Source organism: Pseudarthrobacter xylosi, assembly GCF_055412765.1.
In genome coordinates this window covers 24,565-42,296 of sequence record NZ_JBVAYT010000007.1, presented here as the reverse complement: position 1 = coordinate 42,296, position 17,732 = coordinate 24,565, and the positions used below count along the sequence as shown (strand labels likewise).

The window sequence follows — 17,732 nt, the reverse complement described above, 5'->3', positions numbered from 1 at the left end:
TTCTGACAACCGAACCTTTCCAAGAGGAAGACATATTTAATGGCACAGAAAGTAAACATCATCCTCGTCGATGATCTGGATGGGGCATCTGCGGACGAGAACGTCCGTTTTGGCCTCGATGGGGTCAGCTACGAAATCGATCTGTCCTCGGCCAATGCGGCCGAGCTCCGTTCTGCCTTGGAGCGCTTTGTTGCAGCCGGGCGCAAGACCTCGGCCGGCAGGGCTACCCGGACCAAACCGGTTGCAGGCGCCCGCGCCAACGACTCCGCTCAGATCCGTCAATGGGCCCGCGATAACGGCTACACGGTTAACAGCCGGGGCCGAATTCAGGCTGAAATCCAGGAAGCCTACCAAAAGGCAAATTCCTGACCTGCGCGTCTCCGACCGCCGTATTAGGCCCTGTCTTCACCCTTCGGGTGGGGGCAGGGTTTTTTGATGCCAATAGTGAATGCGCAAAGACGGACTCGAGTATACGCAAAACCTTTGCTGGCTAACGGCCTCCGGGCGTGCCGTTGGGCCGCTAATCGTCGCGCAATTTCCTTGGGATCAGCCGGTGATTCGGGTCGGGCCCCTGGCCGGGGCGCCCGCTCGAATTAGCCGACTCGAATTTTTGAGCGTGGGGAGACGGGAATGTCTGGAATTAGCGGGTCTCGGAAATTTGTGGCAGTCCTGGCGGCGCTGTTCGTCGAACGATTTCCTGGCTGACCGAGATGGGCAGTGCGCTGGCAAGCCCACTGGCCCACGAATGGGCTCTTGAGCCCGCTAATGCGAGGAAGGCGCCGACGAAGCTCAGCGCAAACACCGGATCCAAGCGGTGCAGGGTGACGGGAGGTTGAACACGTCATGTTTCCCCTGTGGCGAACACGCTCCCCAAGAGGGGGTCTGCCACGTAGCATCAAAGTACGTCGTAGCTAGGAGTGTGGCGAAATGTTTGAGCGATTTACGGACCGTGCCCGTCGCGTAGTTGTGCTTGCCCAAGAAGAGGCACGCATGCTGAACCACAATTACATTGGTACCGAACACATCCTCTTGGGTCTGATCCATGAAGGTGAGGGCGTTGCCGCCAAAGCTCTTGAGTCCTTGAGCATTTCGCTCGACGGCGTGCGCGAGCAGGTACAGGAGATCATCGGCCAGGGCCAGCAGGCCCCGTCCGGTCACATCCCCTTCACCCCACGCGCCAAGAAAGTGCTGGAACTCTCGCTGCGCGAAGCCTTGCAGCTGGGCCACAACTACATCGGCACGGAGCACATCCTGCTGGGACTCATCCGCGAGGGTGAGGGTGTTGCCGCCCAGGTGCTGGTGAAGCTCGGCGCAGACCTTAACCGGGTCCGCCAGCAGGTCATCCAGCTGCTCTCCGGCTACCAGGGCAAGGAAACCACCGGCGCCGGCGTCGGTCCGGGCCAGCCCGAAGGCACTCCCGCCGGCTCCGTGGTCCTGGACCAGTTCGGCCGCAACCTCACCCAGGCTGCGCGCGAGAACAAGCTGGACCCGGTGATCGGACGCGAATCCGAAATGGAACGCGTGATGCAGGTCCTTTCGCGCCGCACCAAGAACAACCCTGTCCTGATCGGTGAGCCCGGCGTCGGCAAGACCGCCGTCGTCGAAGGCCTCGCGCAGGCGATTGTCCGCGGCGACGTCCCGGAAACCATCAAGGATAAGCAGCTGTACACCCTGGACCTCGGTTCACTGGTGGCCGGCTCCCGGTACCGCGGTGACTTCGAAGAACGCCTGAAGAAGGTCCTCAAGGAAATCCGTACCCGCGGCGACATCATCCTCTTCATCGACGAGATCCACACGCTTGTGGGTGCCGGCGCTGCTGAAGGTGCCATCGATGCTGCGTCCATCCTCAAGCCCATGCTGGCCCGCGGTGAACTGCAGACCATCGGTGCCACCACCCTGGATGAGTACCGCAAACACATCGAGAAGGACGCCGCGCTGGAGCGCCGCTTCCAGCCGATCCAGGTCAAGGAGCCCTCCGTCGCGCACGCGATTGAGATCCTCAAGGGCCTGCGTGACCGCTATGAGGCGCACCACCGTGTCACCATCACCGACGGCGCCCTCGCCTCGGCCGCGAACCTCGCCGAGCGCTACATCTCGGACCGCTTCCTGCCGGACAAGGCCATCGACCTGATCGATGAGGCCGGTGCCCGGTTGCGGATCCGCCGGATGACCGCCCCGCCGGAGCTGAAGGCCATGGATGAGCGGATCGCCAAGCTGAAGATGGAGAAGGAATCCGCCATCGACGCCCAGGACTTCGAAGGCGCCGCTTCCCTCCGGGACAAGGAGCAGAAGCTCATCACCGAGCGCTCCGAGAAGGAGCGCCACTGGAAGTCCGGCGGCATGGACGATATCTCCGAGGTGGATGAGGATCTCATCGCCGAAGTGTTGGCCAACTCCACCGGCATCCCGGTCTTCAAGCTGACCGAGGAAGAGTCCTCGCGCCTGCTGAAGATGGAAGACGAACTGCACAAGCGTGTGGTGGGCCAGAACGAGGCCATCAGGTCCCTGTCCCAGGCCATCCGCCGTACCCGTGCAGGCCTGAAGGATCCCAAGCGTCCGGGCGGCTCGTTCATCTTCGCCGGCCCCACCGGCGTCGGCAAGACCGAACTTGCCAAGGCCCTGGCCGAGTTCTTGTTCGGCGAAGAGGATGCCCTCATCACGCTGGACATGTCCGAGTACTCGGAGAAGCACACGGTCTCGCGGCTCTTCGGTGCCCCTCCGGGCTATGTGGGCTACGAAGAGGGCGGCCAGCTCACCGAGAAGGTCCGCCGTCGTCCGTTCTCCGTCGTCCTGTTCGACGAAGTGGAGAAGGCGCACGCCGACCTCTTCAACTCACTCCTGCAGATTCTGGAAGACGGCCGCCTGACCGACTCCCAGGGCCGCGTGGTGGACTTCAAGAACACCGTGATCATCATGACCACCAACCTGGGCACTAGGGACATCTCCAAGAGCGTTGCCACTGGCTTCCAGTCCGGCACGGACACCCAGACCGGCTACAACCGGATGCGTGCCCGTGTGACGGAGGAACTCAAGCAGCACTTCCGTCCGGAGTTCCTGAACCGTGTGGATGATGTTGTGGTGTTCCCGCAGCTCACCCAGGACGAGATCATCGAGATCGTGGACATGTTCGTCGGCCGCCTGGAGAAGCGCCTCAAGGACAAGGACATGGGCATCGAGCTCACTACCGCGGCCAAGGTTCTCCTGGCAACCCGCGGCTACGATCCCGCCATGGGTGCCCGGCCGTTGCGCCGCACCATCCAGCGCGAAATCGAGGACCAGCTCTCAGAGAAGATCCTGTTTGGTGAGATCCACGCCGGCGACATCGTTGTAGTGGACGTGGATGGCGAAGGCGACGACGCCAAATTCACGTTCGCCGGCAACGCCAAGCCGCTCATCCCGGAGATCGCTCCCAGCGTCTAAGGCAAGACAGCGAAGGCCCCGGCCGCTCCCCAAAAAGGAGCAGGCGGGGCCTTTGCGTTGTCCGGGCAATTGCGAACCGGATTCAGGCGCAAGAGCTTGGGCCCTCAGCTATCCACGGTCGTCCTGGGCCGGGGCATGGTCTTGGAGAACTGAGCGTCGATATGTTCTTGGCGTGAATCCCAGGAACTTTTGGAAGTCGTTCGTCAGATGGGCATGATCGGTGTAGCCGAGTTCGGCAGCTATTGCCGAGAGGTCTGTCGCCGGGTCGGTCCGTGCCCGGTCAGCGGCCTCTTGCAGGCGGCGCCTTCGGATGAGCGCCGACGGGCTCAGACCGATGTACTTCCGCGCTATCCGTTGAAGGGTCCTCGGCGAAACAAATAGGCGCGCGGCAACGTCTTCAAGGCGGGTCACGTCGGCGCATGTTCCGATAATGTCCATCATCGCGTTGGCAAGAATGCCTTCCTCGGACACCTCGGGACCCTGCGTTACCAGCCAGCAAGTGAAAGCCTCCACCGCGCGTTGTCGACGTTCCCCCGGATCCGTTCCCTTCATGGCCTCCGACACTGAGGCATGCAGATCCGCGAGCTGTAGTGGCAACTGGGAATCCCGCAGGCTCCCCGGATCATCCGTGAAACGTGGAACCAGCGCGGGACGCAGGAGGGCCCCAACCGCCCAGCCCCGGCCCGAGAGATCGCGATGCGACCGACGGGTCGTTGGGCCTGCGAACTCAACGAGGTCCTTTTGGACCACAAGGTTGGACGTCGGGAACGCGATCACGTGCTGGCGTGACGTGTGCCCTGGCTCAATGTCCCACTCGGGGATCCAGAACCACTGCACCAGGTTCGTTACAGGCTCAGCCGCGGGCACCCGGTGAAACGTGGGAAGCCTGGCCGGGTAGAGGATCCCCTTGAACGAACCCTCCATCGGAGGACACTCCTTATCCAGGTTGTCGCAATTCTCCAAGCCGCTGAGCGGACATGTGCGTACCGTCAGAACTATGACTGATACTACAAGCCCCGAAGTGGCCAAGGCCGCCAATGGCAAGCACACAAACTCCGGCATTCCGCACGGCTTCACGAGCCTCACACCGTTCCTGGCGATCCCTTCTGCCAAGGAGGCGATCACCTTCTACCGGGACGTTTTCGGCGCGCGCACAGTGAATGTCACCGAGATGGGCGGAATCGTGGTTCACGCCGAGCTTGACTTCGGTCAGGGGCGCCTCCAGATTGGCGAGCCCAACCCGGACTACCGCCTCGTTCCCGCGCCGAAGGGCGACGATGATTGTTACTCCATCGGCTTCTACTGCGCCGACGCGGACGCTCTCGTTGCGCGCGCCGAGTGGGCAGGGGCCACAGTTCGGGAGCCGCTGTCCACCTTTGTCTCAGGAGACCGTTTTGCCAGCATCCGGGACCCCTACGGTGTGCGTTGGTCCATCATGACCCGCGTCGAGGATCTCTCCGAAGAGGAAAGCGCGCAGCGGGTCGCCGACTGGGCCGCCAAGCAAGGCTGAGCCTCGGACGAAGGCAGCCAACGCGAGGGTGCCGGGGGCATTTGTGTAGCTTGCGTCAGAGCGGCGAAGGAGCAGCAAGCGGCAAATGGCGCCGGCACGGGAGCGCCCAAAGCCAGCCGCCCGCCACCGTAGGATTGTGGAGTGACTGACTCTGATTCCTTCCGCATCCGTTCCGCACGTACCAGTGACGTGGCCGCCATCAAGGGCCTTGTTGCGCCCTTGGCTGAGCAGCGGATCCTCATGGCAAAAGAGACGGTGGCCTATTACGAGAGCCTCCAGGAATTCCGGATCGCAGAGGCCGACGACGGCGAAGTCATCGGCTGCGGCGCGCTTCACGTTATGTGGGAGGACCTCGCTGAAGTCCGCACGCTGGCCGCGTCCGATGCGTGGCGCGGCAAGGGCGTAGGGCACGTGCTGGTGGAAAGCCTGCTGGCCGAAGCCCGTGGGCTGGGGGTGACACGGGTTTTTTGCCTCACGTTCGAGGTGGACTTCTTCAAGCGTCATGGCTTCGAGGTCATGGCCGACCAGACGGCAGTGGATCCGGTGGTCTACTCCGAGCTGCTGCGCTCCCATGACGAAGGCGTTGCCGAGTTCCTGGACCTGGCGCGGGTCAAGCCCAACACCTTGGGCAATACCCGCATGATCAAGACCCTCTAAACCCCCAACAAGCCGCCCGGGCCACCGCGGCAAGAAGTCACCTGTGACAAAAATAGCTTTAAGTCGAATTGATGGATAAACTGCCAAGGTTGCAGTGTGGGGCCTGCCGTAAGGGACAGTCATTGGGGGCTGTCCCTTACCGCTTCCACCGAGTCGTCGCAGGCTACCGGACTTTGTGCGGCGGTAGTAGGGTCAGAGTGCATCCTCCAGGAAGCACCCACACCCCAGGAGTTCTGCCATGAAAAAGCTCATCAATGATCCCCGCTCCGTGGTTGACGAATCCGTCGAGGGATTCGGTCTGGCCCATGCGGGACTCGTCACCGTCACCGCCGATCCGAAGTACGTCACGCGCAAAGACGCGCCGGTGGCCGGAAAAGTCGGACTCGTTTCCGGCGGGGGAAGCGGCCACGAACCGCTCCACGCCGGTTTTGTCGGGCTGGGAATGCTCGACGCCGCCGTGCCGGGGGCGGTGTTCACCTCGCCCACTCCGGACCAGATTCTTCCGGCGACGCTCGCCGTTAACTCAGGCGCCGGCGTGGTCCATATCGTGAAAAACTACACCGGCGATGTCCTGAACTTTGAGACCGCAGCGGAACTGGCGCAGGCCGAAGGTGTGGACATCCGAACGGTCCTGGTGAATGACGACGTCGCGGTGGAGGACTCCCTGTATACGGCGGGCCGGCGCGGGGTGGGTGGCACAGTGCTCGTGGAGAAAATCGCGGGCGCTGCGGCCGAACGGGGCGACAACCTCGATGCCGTGGCCGCGATCGGTGACCGCGTCAACAGCAACGTTCGAACCATGGGGGTCGCACTGTCCGCGTGCACAGTACCGCATGCCGGAACGCCCAGTTTCGATCTGGAGGATGATGAAATCGAGATTGGGATAGGCATCCACGGCGAGCCCGGCCGGCACAAAATCCCGATGGAGAACGCGGACGGCATCACCGACCGTTTGCTTGACCCAGTCCTCAGCGATCTGGGCATCACCGGCGGCGAGAAAGTCCTGCTGTTCGTCAATGGCATGGGCGGCACGCCCCTGAGCGAGCTGTACATCGTCTACCGCCGCGCAGCGCAGGTGATCGCAGAACGTGGGGCCGTCGTCGAACGTTCGCTGGTGGGAAACTACATCACCGCCCTGGAGATGCAGGGCTGCTCCATCTCCGTGCTGCGGCTCGACGATGAACTGACGCAGTTGTGGGACGCTCCGGTCCACACCGCGGCCCTGCGCTGGGGCGTGTGACCGTGGTCCTGGACGTGAACTGGGCCGTCAGGTGGCTGACACTGTGCGCCCAGGCCATGGCGGAAAACCGGGTGTGGCTCATCGAACTGGACCGTGCCATCGGGGACTCTGACCACGGCGAGAACATGGACCGCGGCTTCCAGGCCGTACTGGATAAACTGGCCGAAGCGCCGCCGGAAACGCCCGGCGCGGCGCTGAAGCTGACTGCCATGACGCTGATGTCCAAGGTGGGCGGAGCCGCCGGACCTTTGTATGGAACCGCGTTCCTGCGCGCCTCCACCGCCCTGGGAGACGCCGCCGAGATCGATCCGGGTCGGCTTGCCGAAGCGCTCGTGGCCGCCCGTGACGGGATCGTGGCCCGGGGTAAGGCCGAGTCCGGCGACAAGACCATGGTTGACGCCTGGACTCCCGCCGCTGAGGCAGCGCAGACCGCCGCTGCAGACGGTGCGGGCACCGTCCTTGGAGTTCTGGTGGCCGCCGCCGAAGCGGCCGAAGCCGGCGCCCTGGCAACCGATCCGCTGGTGGCCCGCAAAGGCCGCGCCAGTTACTTGGGGGAGCGGAGTGCGGGCCACCGCGATCCGGGCGCCGCCTCCAGTGCACTTATTCTCCGGGCTGCCGTGGGGGCCGCAGGGTGACGGTTCGCCTGGTGGTGGTGTCCCATAGCGAAAAGATAGCCGACGGCGCCGTGGAGCTTGCCGCCCAGATGGCGCCTGACGTCGTCATCCTCGCCGCCGGGGGCACCGCCGACGGCCGGATCGGAACGAGCCTGGAGAAAGTCATGTCGGCCCTGGACAAGGCGGCCGGCGGCGATGGCGTGGTGGTCCTGACAGATCTGGGATCTGCCGTGATGACGGCGGAGTCGGCCCTGGAACTCGTGGACGAGCCCGCCGGTGTGCTCCTGGCAGACGCGCCGCTGGTGGAAGGCCTCGTAGCTGCCGCTGTGGCCGCACAGGGCGGCGCCGATGCGAAGGCAGTCAAACGTGCCGCCGAAGCGGTCTACGGATTGGGACCGGACGTGGCGGCTGCTCCGCCCGTGCTGGCCGCAAGTACTGTCACCGAGGGGCCCGTCACCGGTCCGGGCCCGGACTTCACCGGCGATTTCGAACTGGTGAACGAGGCCGGCATGCATGCCCGTCCGGCCGCCAAGATCGCGGGCGGCCTGGCGTCCCTCAACGCCGAAGTCACGGTCAACGGCGTGGATGGCGCCTCAATGACATCCCTGATGACCCTGGCGGCAGGCAAGGGATCCACGCTCCACATCGAGGCGTGGGGGCCCGACGCCGAGCGTGCCCTGAACTACGTGGGCGGCCTGGTGCAGGCGGGCTTCGGTGAGCCGTAGGGCCGGCTGCTATTTGACCTGCGGGTGGCGGCGGGGGACGAACTTGTGGTTGTCCACCAGCAGGTACGTGCCGGCTCCCATCAGGAGGAAGCCGCCAACGCCGACTATGATGATCTGCGTGCTGACGCCGACAATCAGCAACACGAGCCCGAACAGGCATGCGATGGCACCGAAGTAGGTGCGGCGCCCGAACCTCATCCCCACGGAGCCGGATGAGAGTTCCTCGGCGAGCCTCGGATCGTCAGCCGCCAGGCCCGATTCCAACTCCTCGAGCTGTTTCCGCTCCCGATCTGAAAGTGGCATCGAAACCCCTTCCTGGCGGCAAAACCTGTTGTAAATCAACGTCGCCGATGCTAGTAATACAGACCGTAGAAGTGTCCTGAGTGGAAGTCAAGGGGTGGCCTCGCGGGCCCAACCTGCCCGCCAAATAGCCCAACCGGAGAGCGCCGTCAAAGCTCACGCTCCCTGCCGCAACCCGTCGGCGTCGAGCACTACAGAGGCGGTGACAAACCGTCCGCACTGCTCCCCGTAGGGGAAGGCGCCGCGGGGCCGGAAATCCAGGGTGCGAACCGGCAGGGCAGATCCGTCCGGAGAAACACCGGTGGCAGTCAGCGCCATCGGGGCCTCCGTAAGGGACTCCAGCATCAGCATCCCGATCATGGTCCCGTCCGGAGAAGCCGTGGCAGAGCAGACACCGTCCGGTGTGCAGCCCTGGTCAATTGAAGCAGTGCCGGGAAACAGTTCGACGGCGGCTTCCTTGCAGACGCCGTCCTGGCAAGCCTTCAGCCGCAACGATCCCACCTGCGCCACGTACTCCCGCGCCACGGTCAGGGAGACCGCCGACGCCTGGGCGATCATCGGGCACGGTGTAGGGGCGGGATAGTAGTAGTAGCAACCGGAGGTGAGTGCCGCCGTCGTCATCAGTGCGAAAAGTACCCGGGTTTTGCCCATACTTCAGCGTAAATCCGGGGCCGGCAGCCGGCGGCGCTACCAGGAAAGTGATGCAAACATTGTTATGGCTGTTGCTCCGAAGATCACCATAATGAGACCCGTCGCCAGCCGGCCCCTTGCAACGGCAAACACCGGGAGGGTGGATTCAGCAGGATTGGCCGGGTTGTAGACCACTGGGATGTGGGCGCCGATGATCGCCTGGTCCTGGCTGTAGATATCGGACTGTCCCGGCCAGCGCTTGCCGCCGGCGTCCACGAATTCATACGACGGCGCAAACCGGTTCCGGCCGTTGCTCGCGGGTCCGTCGGTGCCGTGCAGGTTTCCTGTGACGGTGGCCGAAGCCTCCTGCCACCCCTCCATGGAGCGTTTCCGGCGGAGGGACGCGGCCAGGGACAGCCCCATCAGGATCAGTCCGGCGGCAAGGAAGAGGCCGGGAAGTACGACGAACAGCAGTTTCAGGGAGTCCATGGTTCAGCCCAGCGGGAAGTTGCCGGCGACCCAGAACAGCAACAGGGCGAAAAATGCGAAGACCGGCACCAGGCACCCGATCGCCATTTTGGATTCGGACGCCACCTGGAACGACTGGTTGGGATTCGCCGGGTTGTAGGCCACAGGCAGCGGCGAGCCCGGTGCTTGCTGGTTGGCGTACGAAACCTCGGATTCGCCCGCATATAGGGTCCCGTGGGGGTCGGCGAACTGGTAGGTGGGGTAGAAGCGCCGGCTCCGCGTTGAGCCGCCTCCACCATGTGTCCAGCCCGCCACGTTGCCAGTGACGGTCGCCTGCACCTTTGGCCAGCCGGCGATCAGTTTTTCCTGCCGCTTGGTCTTCCGCAGTGAGCGGACCAGTGCAAAAATGACACCCGCAACAAACAGCGCCCAGATGACGTACAACACGATTCTCATGAATTTCCCCCGGTTCGAGTCACCAGAAAGTATGCCATCCAGGGGCAGGCCACCCTAAAGACGCCTCACGCCGGCAGCCGGTAACCGCCCTGGTGCAGTTCGGCCAGCCCGTCGCCAAGGAGGCCGGCAATGGCACGTTCGAGTTGTTCGGGGGCGGAGTTCAGGCGGTGCAATGCGGAGAGCGGCACGCCGATTCCGTCCGCCGCAAAGCCCAGGTCAGCAGGTTCCCGCTGGAACATTTCCGCCGGCACCGGTGCGTCCGCGAGCCGCAGAACAGCCATCACGGCGCCCCGGACCTGCCGGTCGGTGCCGTGCCACGCCTGTCCTTTGGGAACGTACGACGGCGGCGGCTCGCCGGCTGCCAGCCACGCACAGGAGTCCCGCACCGGACAGTCCGCGCACTTGGGCGCCCGCGCGGTGCAGACCAGCGCCCCCAGCTCCATCACCGCAGCGTTCCAGCGCACGGAGGTCCCGACGTCGTCCGGCAGCAGCTCCGCCGCGAGCCGCATCTCTGCGGCGTTCAGGGATGGCGCGGGGAGCGCGACGCCGGAAACCAGGCGAGCGTGCACACGCCGGATGTTAGTGTCCACCACAGTCTCCCGGTGTCCGAAGGCAAAAGCGGCAACGGCGGCGGCCGTGTAGCTGCCCACGCCGGGCAGGGCCAGGAGCTCCGTGTAGTCGGCGGGGACCTTACCGGCGTGGTCGCGGACGATGGCAGCGGCGGCCGCGTGCAGGCGGAGGGCGCGGCGGGGGTAGCCGAGCCTGCCCCAGGAGCGGACGGCTTCCCCGGCGGGCTCTCCGGCGAGCCCGGCAGGGGCGGGCCAGCGCTCAAGCCATTCCCGCCAGACCGGCAAAACCCGCACCACGGGGGTCTGCTGCAGCATGATCTCGCTGACCAGGACTCCCCACGGTGAGCAGTGGGTTTCACGCCAGGGCAGGTCCCTCGCCGTCTCCGCGAACCAGCTGGTGATCCTGCGGTGCAGGGCGGTGAGCTGGTCGGGGCGGAGTTCGTTGGTGCCGGACAAGCCGTCCGCGGGCGTGGCTGGGGAATGGGTCATAGCGTCGATCCCAACACTGTAGTGGATTCGTGGGACCCCACGCGAAGATCCCGCGGACAAACTGTGATCTTAGCGTTGGCCGGGGACCGGCGTGGTGGGACGGCAGAATCCGGCGGGTTCTCTAGCCTAGAAGGATGGGCAGGCAAGGCAATTCATCACCGCGCAATGCGGCATCCGCATCCGGTTCCCGGGGCGGTTCCGGCGCTACCCGGCAGCCGAGCGCGGCCGTCTACCGCCGCCGTCGGCTTTTTGTGGGAACAGCCCTGCTGATGGCGGTGGCGCTCACCTTCGGTGGCTTTGCGGTGGCCGGTGCTTTCAGCGGCACCGAGCCGGTATCCTCCACCGGCGGCGCCACCGAATCCGCCCCCGCCCCCGTCGCATCGCCGTCGGAAACCGCGGTGAGGGAACCCACGCCCACGCCCACGCCGTCCTGCAGCCAAAACCTGGTGACAGTGTCCGCTTCGACGGACAAAGCCGCCTATGGCCCCGATGAGAACCCGCTGCTCACCCTGAAGGTGACCAACGGCGGAACCATGCCATGCGAGGTGAACATCGGAACGTCCCAGATGGAGTTCCTGGTGACCAGCGGCGCGGACAGGATCTTCTCGTCCAAGGACTGCCAGGCCAAAAGCGAAGACCTGGTGAAGACGATCGCCCCGGGCGCCAGCGAGACGGCGAACTTCCCGTGGGCCCGCAACCGCACGCTGGAAGGCTGCAGCACCGTCGAGGCTAAGCCAGGGGCCGGCGGGGCGTACTACATTTTCACGGCCAAGCTCGGCTCCAGGGCCAGCCCCAAGGCCGTGTTCCAGCTCAGCTGACGCTTAACCCGACTAGAGGAAGCGGTCCAGCAGGCTGGCTTCGGCCATGCGGCTTAGGCCTTCGCGGACGGTGCGGGCGCGCTGGTCGCCGATGCCGTCAACGGTCATGAGGTCGTCGATGGTGGCCGCCATCAGGAATTGCAGGCCGCCGAAGTGGTCCACCAGGCGGTCGGCAACAGCCTTGGGGACTGCCTTGAGGCCGGACAGCAGCCGGTAACCGCGCGGCTGAACCACGGCGTCGAGGTTGGCCTCGCCGCCGGCGAAACCGACGATCCCGGAGATCTTGCCCAGGTCGATCAGCTCCGTGGGGCCAAGGTTCACCAGCTCGCTGACAGCCCGTTCGATGTCCTCGGCGGACGCGTCCGGTCCGCCGTAGTCGCGGATGATGACGTCGCTGCCAGGGCCGCGGCCCACGGTGAGCTCATCGAGCTGGAGGGACAGCAGCCGGCCGTCCTCGCCAAGTTCGAGGACATACTGCGAGATTTCCTCGGAGATCCGGCGGACCATTTCCTGGCGCTGGAGGGTGACCGCGACGTCGCGGACGGTCACCATGGCCTCGATCTCGAGGGCGGACAGGGAACTGGTCACCTGGTCCAGCCGCGAACGGTACCGTTCCAGCGTGGCGAGGGCCTGGTTGGCGCGGGCCAGGACCTTCTCGGATCCCTCCAGCACGTGCCGGAGCCCGTTCACGTAGAGCGCGATGATCTGCATGGACTGGCTGACGGAAATCACGGGAACGCCGGTCTGGATGGCCACACGCTCGGCCGTGCGGTGCCGGGTGCCGGATTCCTGGGTTTCGATGCTTGAGTCCGGGACCAGCTGGACCGCGGCCCGGAGAATGTTGCCGGCGTCCTTGTCGCAGATGATGGCGCCGTCCATTTTGGCCAGTTCGCGGAGCCTTGTGGGGGAGAAGTCGATGCCGATGTCGAACCCGCCGGAGCAGATGGAATCGATGGTCCGGTCCGAGCCCAGCACGATCAGCGCACCGGTCCGTCCCCGGAGGATGCGCTCCAGGCCATCGCGCAACGGCGTGCCTGGAGCCACTCTTCCCAGAGTCGCCTTGAGCGATTCTTCGGGGCTCCGAGCCATAGGTGTTCCCTTCAAAGGTGCAGACTGCCGCCCGCAGGTACGCCGGTTTCTCACTCCGCCGGCAGGATCAAAAGTACTCAGTTTCCCGCAAGCTCAATGATAGAGGTAAGAAGCGGCAACAACCGCACGGACAAGCCCCAAAGTGCCCCGTTAGGGCGTGCCGCGAAGTGCCTTGGGAACGCGTGCGACGGCGGCTAGCCGGGTGGGCACTTTTGGCCAGTTTGGGTGCGTGGCGGGCTCTGCGCCCCCACCACATCAGAATGAGGCAACGAGGTTCGCGAGCGGCGGCGGTGCATGCCCGGTTGGCAATGCGTCGACGAGCAGGGGCGCGTACCGGATCTTGTTACCGCTGCGTCCCCCGAAGAACCGGCGCAACTGCGCCGTTATGGGCCGGTCTCGCTGTGACGGCTGGTTTTGGAGGATCCGGAACGACGCGAGCTCGCCCTGGGCCGCGATGACACCGAGCACGGCGTCGACCCCAAGGCAGCGGATGAGTTCATCCTCCAGGTCGGCGTCACAGACGTGGAAGCCAAGCTCCGCCAGCGGGCCCGACCCGATGCCTGCCCGGCCGAGCGCACGGGCGATGCCACGGGACTCGCGCACATCACACAGACCGAGCAACCGGTGGCCTGCGCCGTCCGGGCCGTAACGGTCGAGGAAGCGGACGATGCTGGTGGCGCCTCCCATCGGCACCACCGTCACCCGCTCGGCCGCCAGGTCATGGCCAAGGCGCACGGCCAGCGTCTCCACCGCCATCCGGTCACTCTCGCCCTCAACCAACACCGTCGTCGCCTGCATGGAACCAGTATGCCGAACGCCAGCGTGGGCAGCCCGCGCGCCGTCAGATCTGTCACGGTCCGAGGGTTGTACGCGTTAGCCCGTTGAGCGCGTCATCGCGATGAGTTCGGCAAGCTCCACCGTAGTGTGCGTCCGTGCCCGGCAAGGCCCTGGCCGGTGAAGGTCTTGTCCGGCGTCACCCCAAGGGCCGCCCGGGCGCTTTTTTCGGCGCTGAGGTCTTGGTCGTTGGTGGATACACGGGCGTACCTATGAGGATTCCCGTCGTGCTTCAGCAGGTACCGTTTGTCCCCCCCCGTTACATTTATTGAGTCCCCGAAGGCCGGGGACTGGTCGCTGGACCCGGTATGACTTTCTCGCCCTGTCATTGATGATCCGGGGGGTGTTGTCGCCGGGTTCGGAGGCACTTGTTGACCGCTGATAGGGACATGGCCGGGCCAGTGTGTCCAGGTCTCGTTGTAACGTGGGTGCCGGCATCGGGTGTCGTGGCTGCGGCCATCTCGTGGGTGCGAAGGAGCGCCGATATGGATGAGGGATTCGACATATTCTGCGGGCTCGATGTCGGCAAGAGCGAGCATCATGCGACGGCGCTCACTGCCGCCGGGGAACGGGTTTTCGATAAGCCGTTGCCGCAGGACGAGGCACAGCTGCGGGAGCTGTTCACACGCCTTCAGGAGCACGGCAAGGTCCTGGTGGTGGTCGATCAGCCAAATACCATCGGGGCGCTGCCGGTCGCGGTGGCCCGGGACTCCGGCTGCGAGGTCGCGTATCTGCCGGGCCTGGCGATGCGCAAGGCGGCCGACTTGTATCCGGGGAAGTCCAAGACCGATGCCCGGGACGCGTTCATCATCGCCGATACGGCACGGGCGATGCCGCACACGCTGCGCGCGGTCGACCGCGACAGCGAGGTCCTCTCGGCACTGAAGTCCTCTCCGGCTTCGACGCGGACCTGACCCATGAATGCACCCGTGCGATCAACCGGCTCAGGAGTCTCCTGCTGCAGATCTTCCCGGCTTTGGAACGGGCCTTTCCCGGCACCGTCCTGACCCGTTCCCTGGTCCTGGAAATGCTGATCAAATACGCCGGCCCGACCGGTCTGCGCGCCGCGGGACGTGGGAATGTGCTCCGCTGGGCCAGGAACCACAGCCGCAAAGACCCGGCCACGCTCATCGACGCCGTGTTCAAGGCCCTTGGCGAGCAAAGCGTGACCGTCGCCGGGACGCAGGCCGTGGAGCTGGTCATCCCGCGCGTCGCAGCCCAGATCAAGGAACTCAGACACCAGCGGGCCATCGTGGCCGAAGAAGTCGAGAAGCTCCTGGACGACTTCCCTCTTTCCGGGGTCTTGATGTCCATGCCGGGAGTCGGCATCAAGACCGCCGCCACCATACTCCTGACCATCGGGGACGCCGGCACTTTCCGGACCGCCGGCCACCTCGCCGCCTACGGCGGCATCGCACCCGTCACCCGGCGTTCCGGGACCTCCATCCGGGGAGAATTCCCTGCCCGCTCCGGGAACAAACAACTCAAGAACGCACTCTTCAGATCCGCGTGGGTCGCCTCCTGTCACGACCCCGCCTCCAAGGCCTACTACGCCCGCAAACGCGCCGAAGGGAAGAAGCACAACGCCGCCGTCATCTGCCTGGCACGCCGCCGCTGCGACGTCATCCACGCGATGCTCCGAAACGGGACACTCTACGAGGCAAAAGCACCGCAAACCGCTTGACGAAAAGCATAGGGACACCCCCCCGTCACCGGGCATTTTCTCGGGCGGGTCTTACGGGAATCGAGCGGCCGCGGAATCTCGGCGAAGCGTGATCCGCAAATTTTGGGTGGCCGGTGCCCCGCTGGGGGACCGGCTTACGGGCCAGCTTGTGCGGGCGGGTATGCGAGAAATGTTTCGCTGTGTTTCGTGGGGTGATGAGGCCGCCCGGGTGCCCGGACGGGGCTGCGGAGGATTTTGATGTCCGAGTGAACTACGAGCAGTGTCTGCTCGGGCCTCCAACTAACAAAAGGACCCTAATACCGGGCAGCAGACCCTAACGGTAGGGGCGGGCAAGGAATGCATAAGGATGCACTCAACTTGCCCGCCCCGCATTACTGGTGTTGCTCTGGCCATCTCAAGCTGTCCGACGACCAGGTGTTACTGGTGTTGCTCTGGCCGTCTCAAGCTGTCCGACGACCAGGTGTTGCTGGTGTTGCTCTGGCCGTCTCAAGCTGTCGACGACCAGGTACTGCTGGTACTGCTGTATCCGTCTCCTATTGCTTGACGGCCTGGTACTGCTCATACTGCTCTGGCCATCTCAAGCTGTCCGACGACCAGGTGTTACTGGTGTTGCTCTGGCCGTCTCAAGCTGTCCGACGACCAGGTACTGCTGATACTGCTGTATCCGTCTCCTATTGCTTGACGGCCCGGTACTGCTGATGCTGCTCTGGCCATCTCAAGCTGTCCGACGACCAGGTGTTACTGCAACGGTGCTTCCCCCTGAACCGGCAAACTACAGCTACTTCAAGTGGGGGAACTTCCGTTCTCTTTTTCTTACGAGAAAAAATATAACCACTCTCTGAAATCTCGTCAACTCGTGTTTGGGCGCTGAGTTAGGTCGCCATTCGCGGTTGGCTCTGACCTCCTTGTAGGACACCCAAACGCCAGGCGGGCTGCAGCCACTACAGAGCCGGCTTACAACCGTCCGGTGAGGGATCCCTCAGCGAACGCTTTTCGACTGGCTAGTTGGGTGGCACAATGCCAGAGCACTCGATAATTTCAATTTATGGCCGATGGTGTACGAACCCTGCCGACTCTTCAGCGATTCTTCATCGCGAAGCTGGGCGTTAGCCCCCGTGAAAGATTCAGTCAGCTTCGTTGGATTGGATCATGACCTCATATGGTGGTGCCATGACTGAGGCAATCGCTTGGAACCTGGCATTTCGTTGCGGCAATGGAGTTGGCAAGGCACCGGGGCGAACTGCCGAGGCTGCCCTTCCCAGCCAGCCGCCGTCCGGTTGGACAGGAAGCCTTGGGCCGGGCGTTCGTTGGGAACAGTGGCCACGAAGCCTCAACACTGGTTTGCCCATGATGCATGTGCTGACGCTCTGGCTACCCGGTGACTTTCAAAGGCGTGGTCCACAGTTTCCTGGAATCGCCATATTCGCTGGTGAGGGACAATTCGCAGACAACAGCAAATCTCCCATCCCCAGCGCCGAATCAACCGATCCGTTCCTACGCGACCTTGCCGCAACCAAGGACCATCCCGGCCTACTTAGGCGCAGAGACGTGATCGACGGAGAGTTCGCGATCCTCTGGCTCACAGATGATGAGTTGGCCGCCGGCCCGACGCCGCCTCGTCCCGATGTTCGTGCCGAGGGTGAGCATGTGGACGAGTCAGAAGGTACGAATGCTTGGGATATCGTCGAGCCCACCATCGACATTTGGTTGATTCCGCGCGTCGATCCAAATGCTGGCAAGGCCCCGGTCGAACTCTGGGGAGATGAGGTCGGCGCCGATGGGTATGTCAATCCCTCAGCAGGTGGGAGCAGCCTTGCGGACTGGGCTGAACCGCTTTTCGCCATAAGCCACTTGGGCGGAACGGCCTTCCCCGTCCAGGCGATGCCTGTCGGCCTTACTCCCTGGTATCTCGAACTGGAAGAGATCTCGGGGCTGAACTTCGGCGGTGGCGGCAACGCTCAATTCGATCTGGAATCTGATTCGTTCGACTGGGCTTGCGGATAGCGCACTAGAGGTAATGGCGATAGGTTCCTGATCGCCTAGACAAAGCCACATTCGTCACCGAACGTGTTGCGCAAGCCGGGTGCTCATTGGACGACGATGCGTCCGATGAGGGATGGGCTTACGGGACTTGTCGCGCGGTCACAAAGCGCTGCGGAAACCACGCCATCGCCGCTGCAACTCACAGGGAATGGGTACGCGGTGCACAGCCCGTTCGGGTGACTTAGA

Annotated in this window: 17 protein-coding genes and 1 pseudogene; 10 read left to right on the top strand and 8 right to left on the bottom strand. The window is 64.2% G+C overall.

The features are described 5' to 3' along the window. The first annotated feature begins 39 nt into the window (after positions 1-39). Both ACZY1F_RS15145 and ACZY1F_RS15140 read left to right on the top strand, forming a co-directional pair. Positions 40-369: a histone-like nucleoid-structuring protein Lsr2 gene (locus ACZY1F_RS15145; RefSeq protein WP_463942679.1), complete on the top strand. Its 330-nt coding sequence runs from the start codon at positions 40-42 to the stop codon at positions 367-369. Between the two features lie 558 nt (positions 370-927). Continuing rightward, positions 928-3,420 carry an ATP-dependent Clp protease ATP-binding subunit gene (locus tag ACZY1F_RS15140; protein ID WP_463918249.1) on the top strand — a complete coding sequence of 831 codons (2,493 nt, stop codon included), beginning with the start codon at positions 928-930 and terminating at the stop codon, positions 3,418-3,420. Between the two features lie 108 nt (positions 3,421-3,528). Here ACZY1F_RS15140 and ACZY1F_RS15135 read toward each other — a convergent pair whose 3' ends face one another. Next, positions 3,529-4,344 (bottom strand): helix-turn-helix transcriptional regulator, encoded by an 816-nt coding sequence (locus tag ACZY1F_RS15135; protein WP_463942677.1) that lies wholly within the window; start codon positions 4,342-4,344, stop codon positions 3,529-3,531. Positions 4,345-4,417: 73 nt separating this feature from the next. Between ACZY1F_RS15135 and ACZY1F_RS15130 the strand changes: the two genes are divergently transcribed. From ACZY1F_RS15130 to dhaM, 5 genes are all read left to right on the top strand, one after another. Further along, positions 4,418-4,930, top strand: a complete 513-nt coding sequence (locus ACZY1F_RS15130) for a VOC family protein (RefSeq protein WP_463942675.1) — start codon at positions 4,418-4,420, stop codon at positions 4,928-4,930. A gap of 141 nt (positions 4,931-5,071) precedes the next feature. Then, positions 5,072-5,587, top strand: a complete 516-nt coding sequence (locus ACZY1F_RS15125) for an amino-acid N-acetyltransferase (RefSeq protein ID WP_463942673.1) — start codon at positions 5,072-5,074, stop codon at positions 5,585-5,587. A gap of 238 nt (positions 5,588-5,825) precedes the next feature. Next, a complete protein-coding gene (dhaK, locus tag ACZY1F_RS15120; RefSeq protein ID WP_463942672.1) occupies positions 5,826-6,827 on the top strand; it encodes a dihydroxyacetone kinase subunit DhaK in 1,002 nt (333 codons plus the stop codon). A 2-nt stretch (positions 6,828-6,829) separates the two neighbouring features. After that, positions 6,830-7,462 carry a dihydroxyacetone kinase subunit DhaL gene (dhaL, locus tag ACZY1F_RS15115; protein ID WP_463942982.1) on the top strand — a complete coding sequence of 211 codons (633 nt, stop codon included), beginning with the start codon at positions 6,830-6,832 and terminating at the stop codon, positions 7,460-7,462. After that, on the top strand, positions 7,459-8,166 hold the full coding sequence (gene dhaM / locus ACZY1F_RS15110; RefSeq protein ID WP_463942670.1) for a dihydroxyacetone kinase phosphoryl donor subunit DhaM: 708 nt from the start codon (positions 7,459-7,461) through the stop codon (positions 8,164-8,166). Before dhaL ends, dhaM begins: the two co-directional genes overlap by 4 nt. Before the next feature lie 9 nt (positions 8,167-8,175). Here the strand turns inward: dhaM and ACZY1F_RS15105 are convergent, their stop codons facing one another. The 5 genes from ACZY1F_RS15105 to ACZY1F_RS15085 all read right to left on the bottom strand — a co-directional run bounded on the left by ACZY1F_RS15105 (position 8,176) and on the right by ACZY1F_RS15085 (position 11,078). Further along, complete coding sequence (locus ACZY1F_RS15105; protein WP_463942668.1) at positions 8,176-8,469, bottom strand: DUF3040 domain-containing protein; 294 nt, start codon at positions 8,467-8,469, stop codon at positions 8,176-8,178. 153 nt (positions 8,470-8,622) lie between these two features. Beyond that, on the bottom strand, positions 8,623-9,117 hold the full coding sequence (locus ACZY1F_RS15100) for a hypothetical protein (RefSeq protein WP_463942666.1): 495 nt from the start codon (positions 9,115-9,117) through the stop codon (positions 8,623-8,625). A gap of 36 nt (positions 9,118-9,153) precedes the next feature. Next, a complete protein-coding gene (locus tag ACZY1F_RS15095) occupies positions 9,154-9,585 on the bottom strand; it encodes a DUF3592 domain-containing protein (RefSeq protein WP_463942664.1) in 432 nt (143 codons plus the stop codon). 3 nt (positions 9,586-9,588) lie between these two features. Continuing rightward, positions 9,589-10,020 (bottom strand): DUF3592 domain-containing protein, encoded by a 432-nt coding sequence (locus ACZY1F_RS15090; RefSeq protein ID WP_463942662.1) that lies wholly within the window; start codon positions 10,018-10,020, stop codon positions 9,589-9,591. A gap of 65 nt (positions 10,021-10,085) precedes the next feature. Next, complete coding sequence (locus ACZY1F_RS15085) at positions 10,086-11,078, bottom strand: iron-sulfur binding domain-containing protein (RefSeq protein WP_463942660.1); 993 nt, start codon at positions 11,076-11,078, stop codon at positions 10,086-10,088. 134 nt (positions 11,079-11,212) lie between these two features. Between ACZY1F_RS15085 and ACZY1F_RS15080 the strand changes: the two genes are divergently transcribed. Further along, complete coding sequence (locus ACZY1F_RS15080; protein WP_463942659.1) at positions 11,213-11,896, top strand: hypothetical protein; 684 nt, start codon at positions 11,213-11,215, stop codon at positions 11,894-11,896. A gap of 12 nt (positions 11,897-11,908) precedes the next feature. Here the strand turns inward: ACZY1F_RS15080 and disA are convergent, their stop codons facing one another. Both disA and ACZY1F_RS15070 read right to left on the bottom strand, forming a co-directional pair. After that, entirely contained in the window at positions 11,909-12,985 is a 1,077-nt protein-coding gene (gene disA / locus ACZY1F_RS15075; RefSeq protein WP_463918235.1) for a DNA integrity scanning diadenylate cyclase DisA, read from the bottom strand. A gap of 255 nt (positions 12,986-13,240) precedes the next feature. Next, positions 13,241-13,783 carry a TOPRIM nucleotidyl transferase/hydrolase domain-containing protein gene (locus ACZY1F_RS15070; RefSeq protein ID WP_463942658.1) on the bottom strand — a complete coding sequence of 181 codons (543 nt, stop codon included), beginning with the start codon at positions 13,781-13,783 and terminating at the stop codon, positions 13,241-13,243. A gap of 521 nt (positions 13,784-14,304) precedes the next feature. Between ACZY1F_RS15070 and ACZY1F_RS15065 the strand changes: the two are divergent. Together ACZY1F_RS15065 and ACZY1F_RS15060 are read left to right on the top strand one after the other, a co-directional pair. After that, a pseudogene (locus ACZY1F_RS15065) lies at positions 14,305-15,503 on the top strand (IS110 family RNA-guided transposase). Positions 15,504-16,673: 1,170 nt separating this feature from the next. Continuing rightward, positions 16,674-17,507 (top strand): hypothetical protein, encoded by an 834-nt coding sequence (locus ACZY1F_RS15060; RefSeq protein ID WP_463942657.1) that lies wholly within the window; start codon positions 16,674-16,676, stop codon positions 17,505-17,507. Positions 17,508-17,732: the final 225 nt, after the last annotated feature.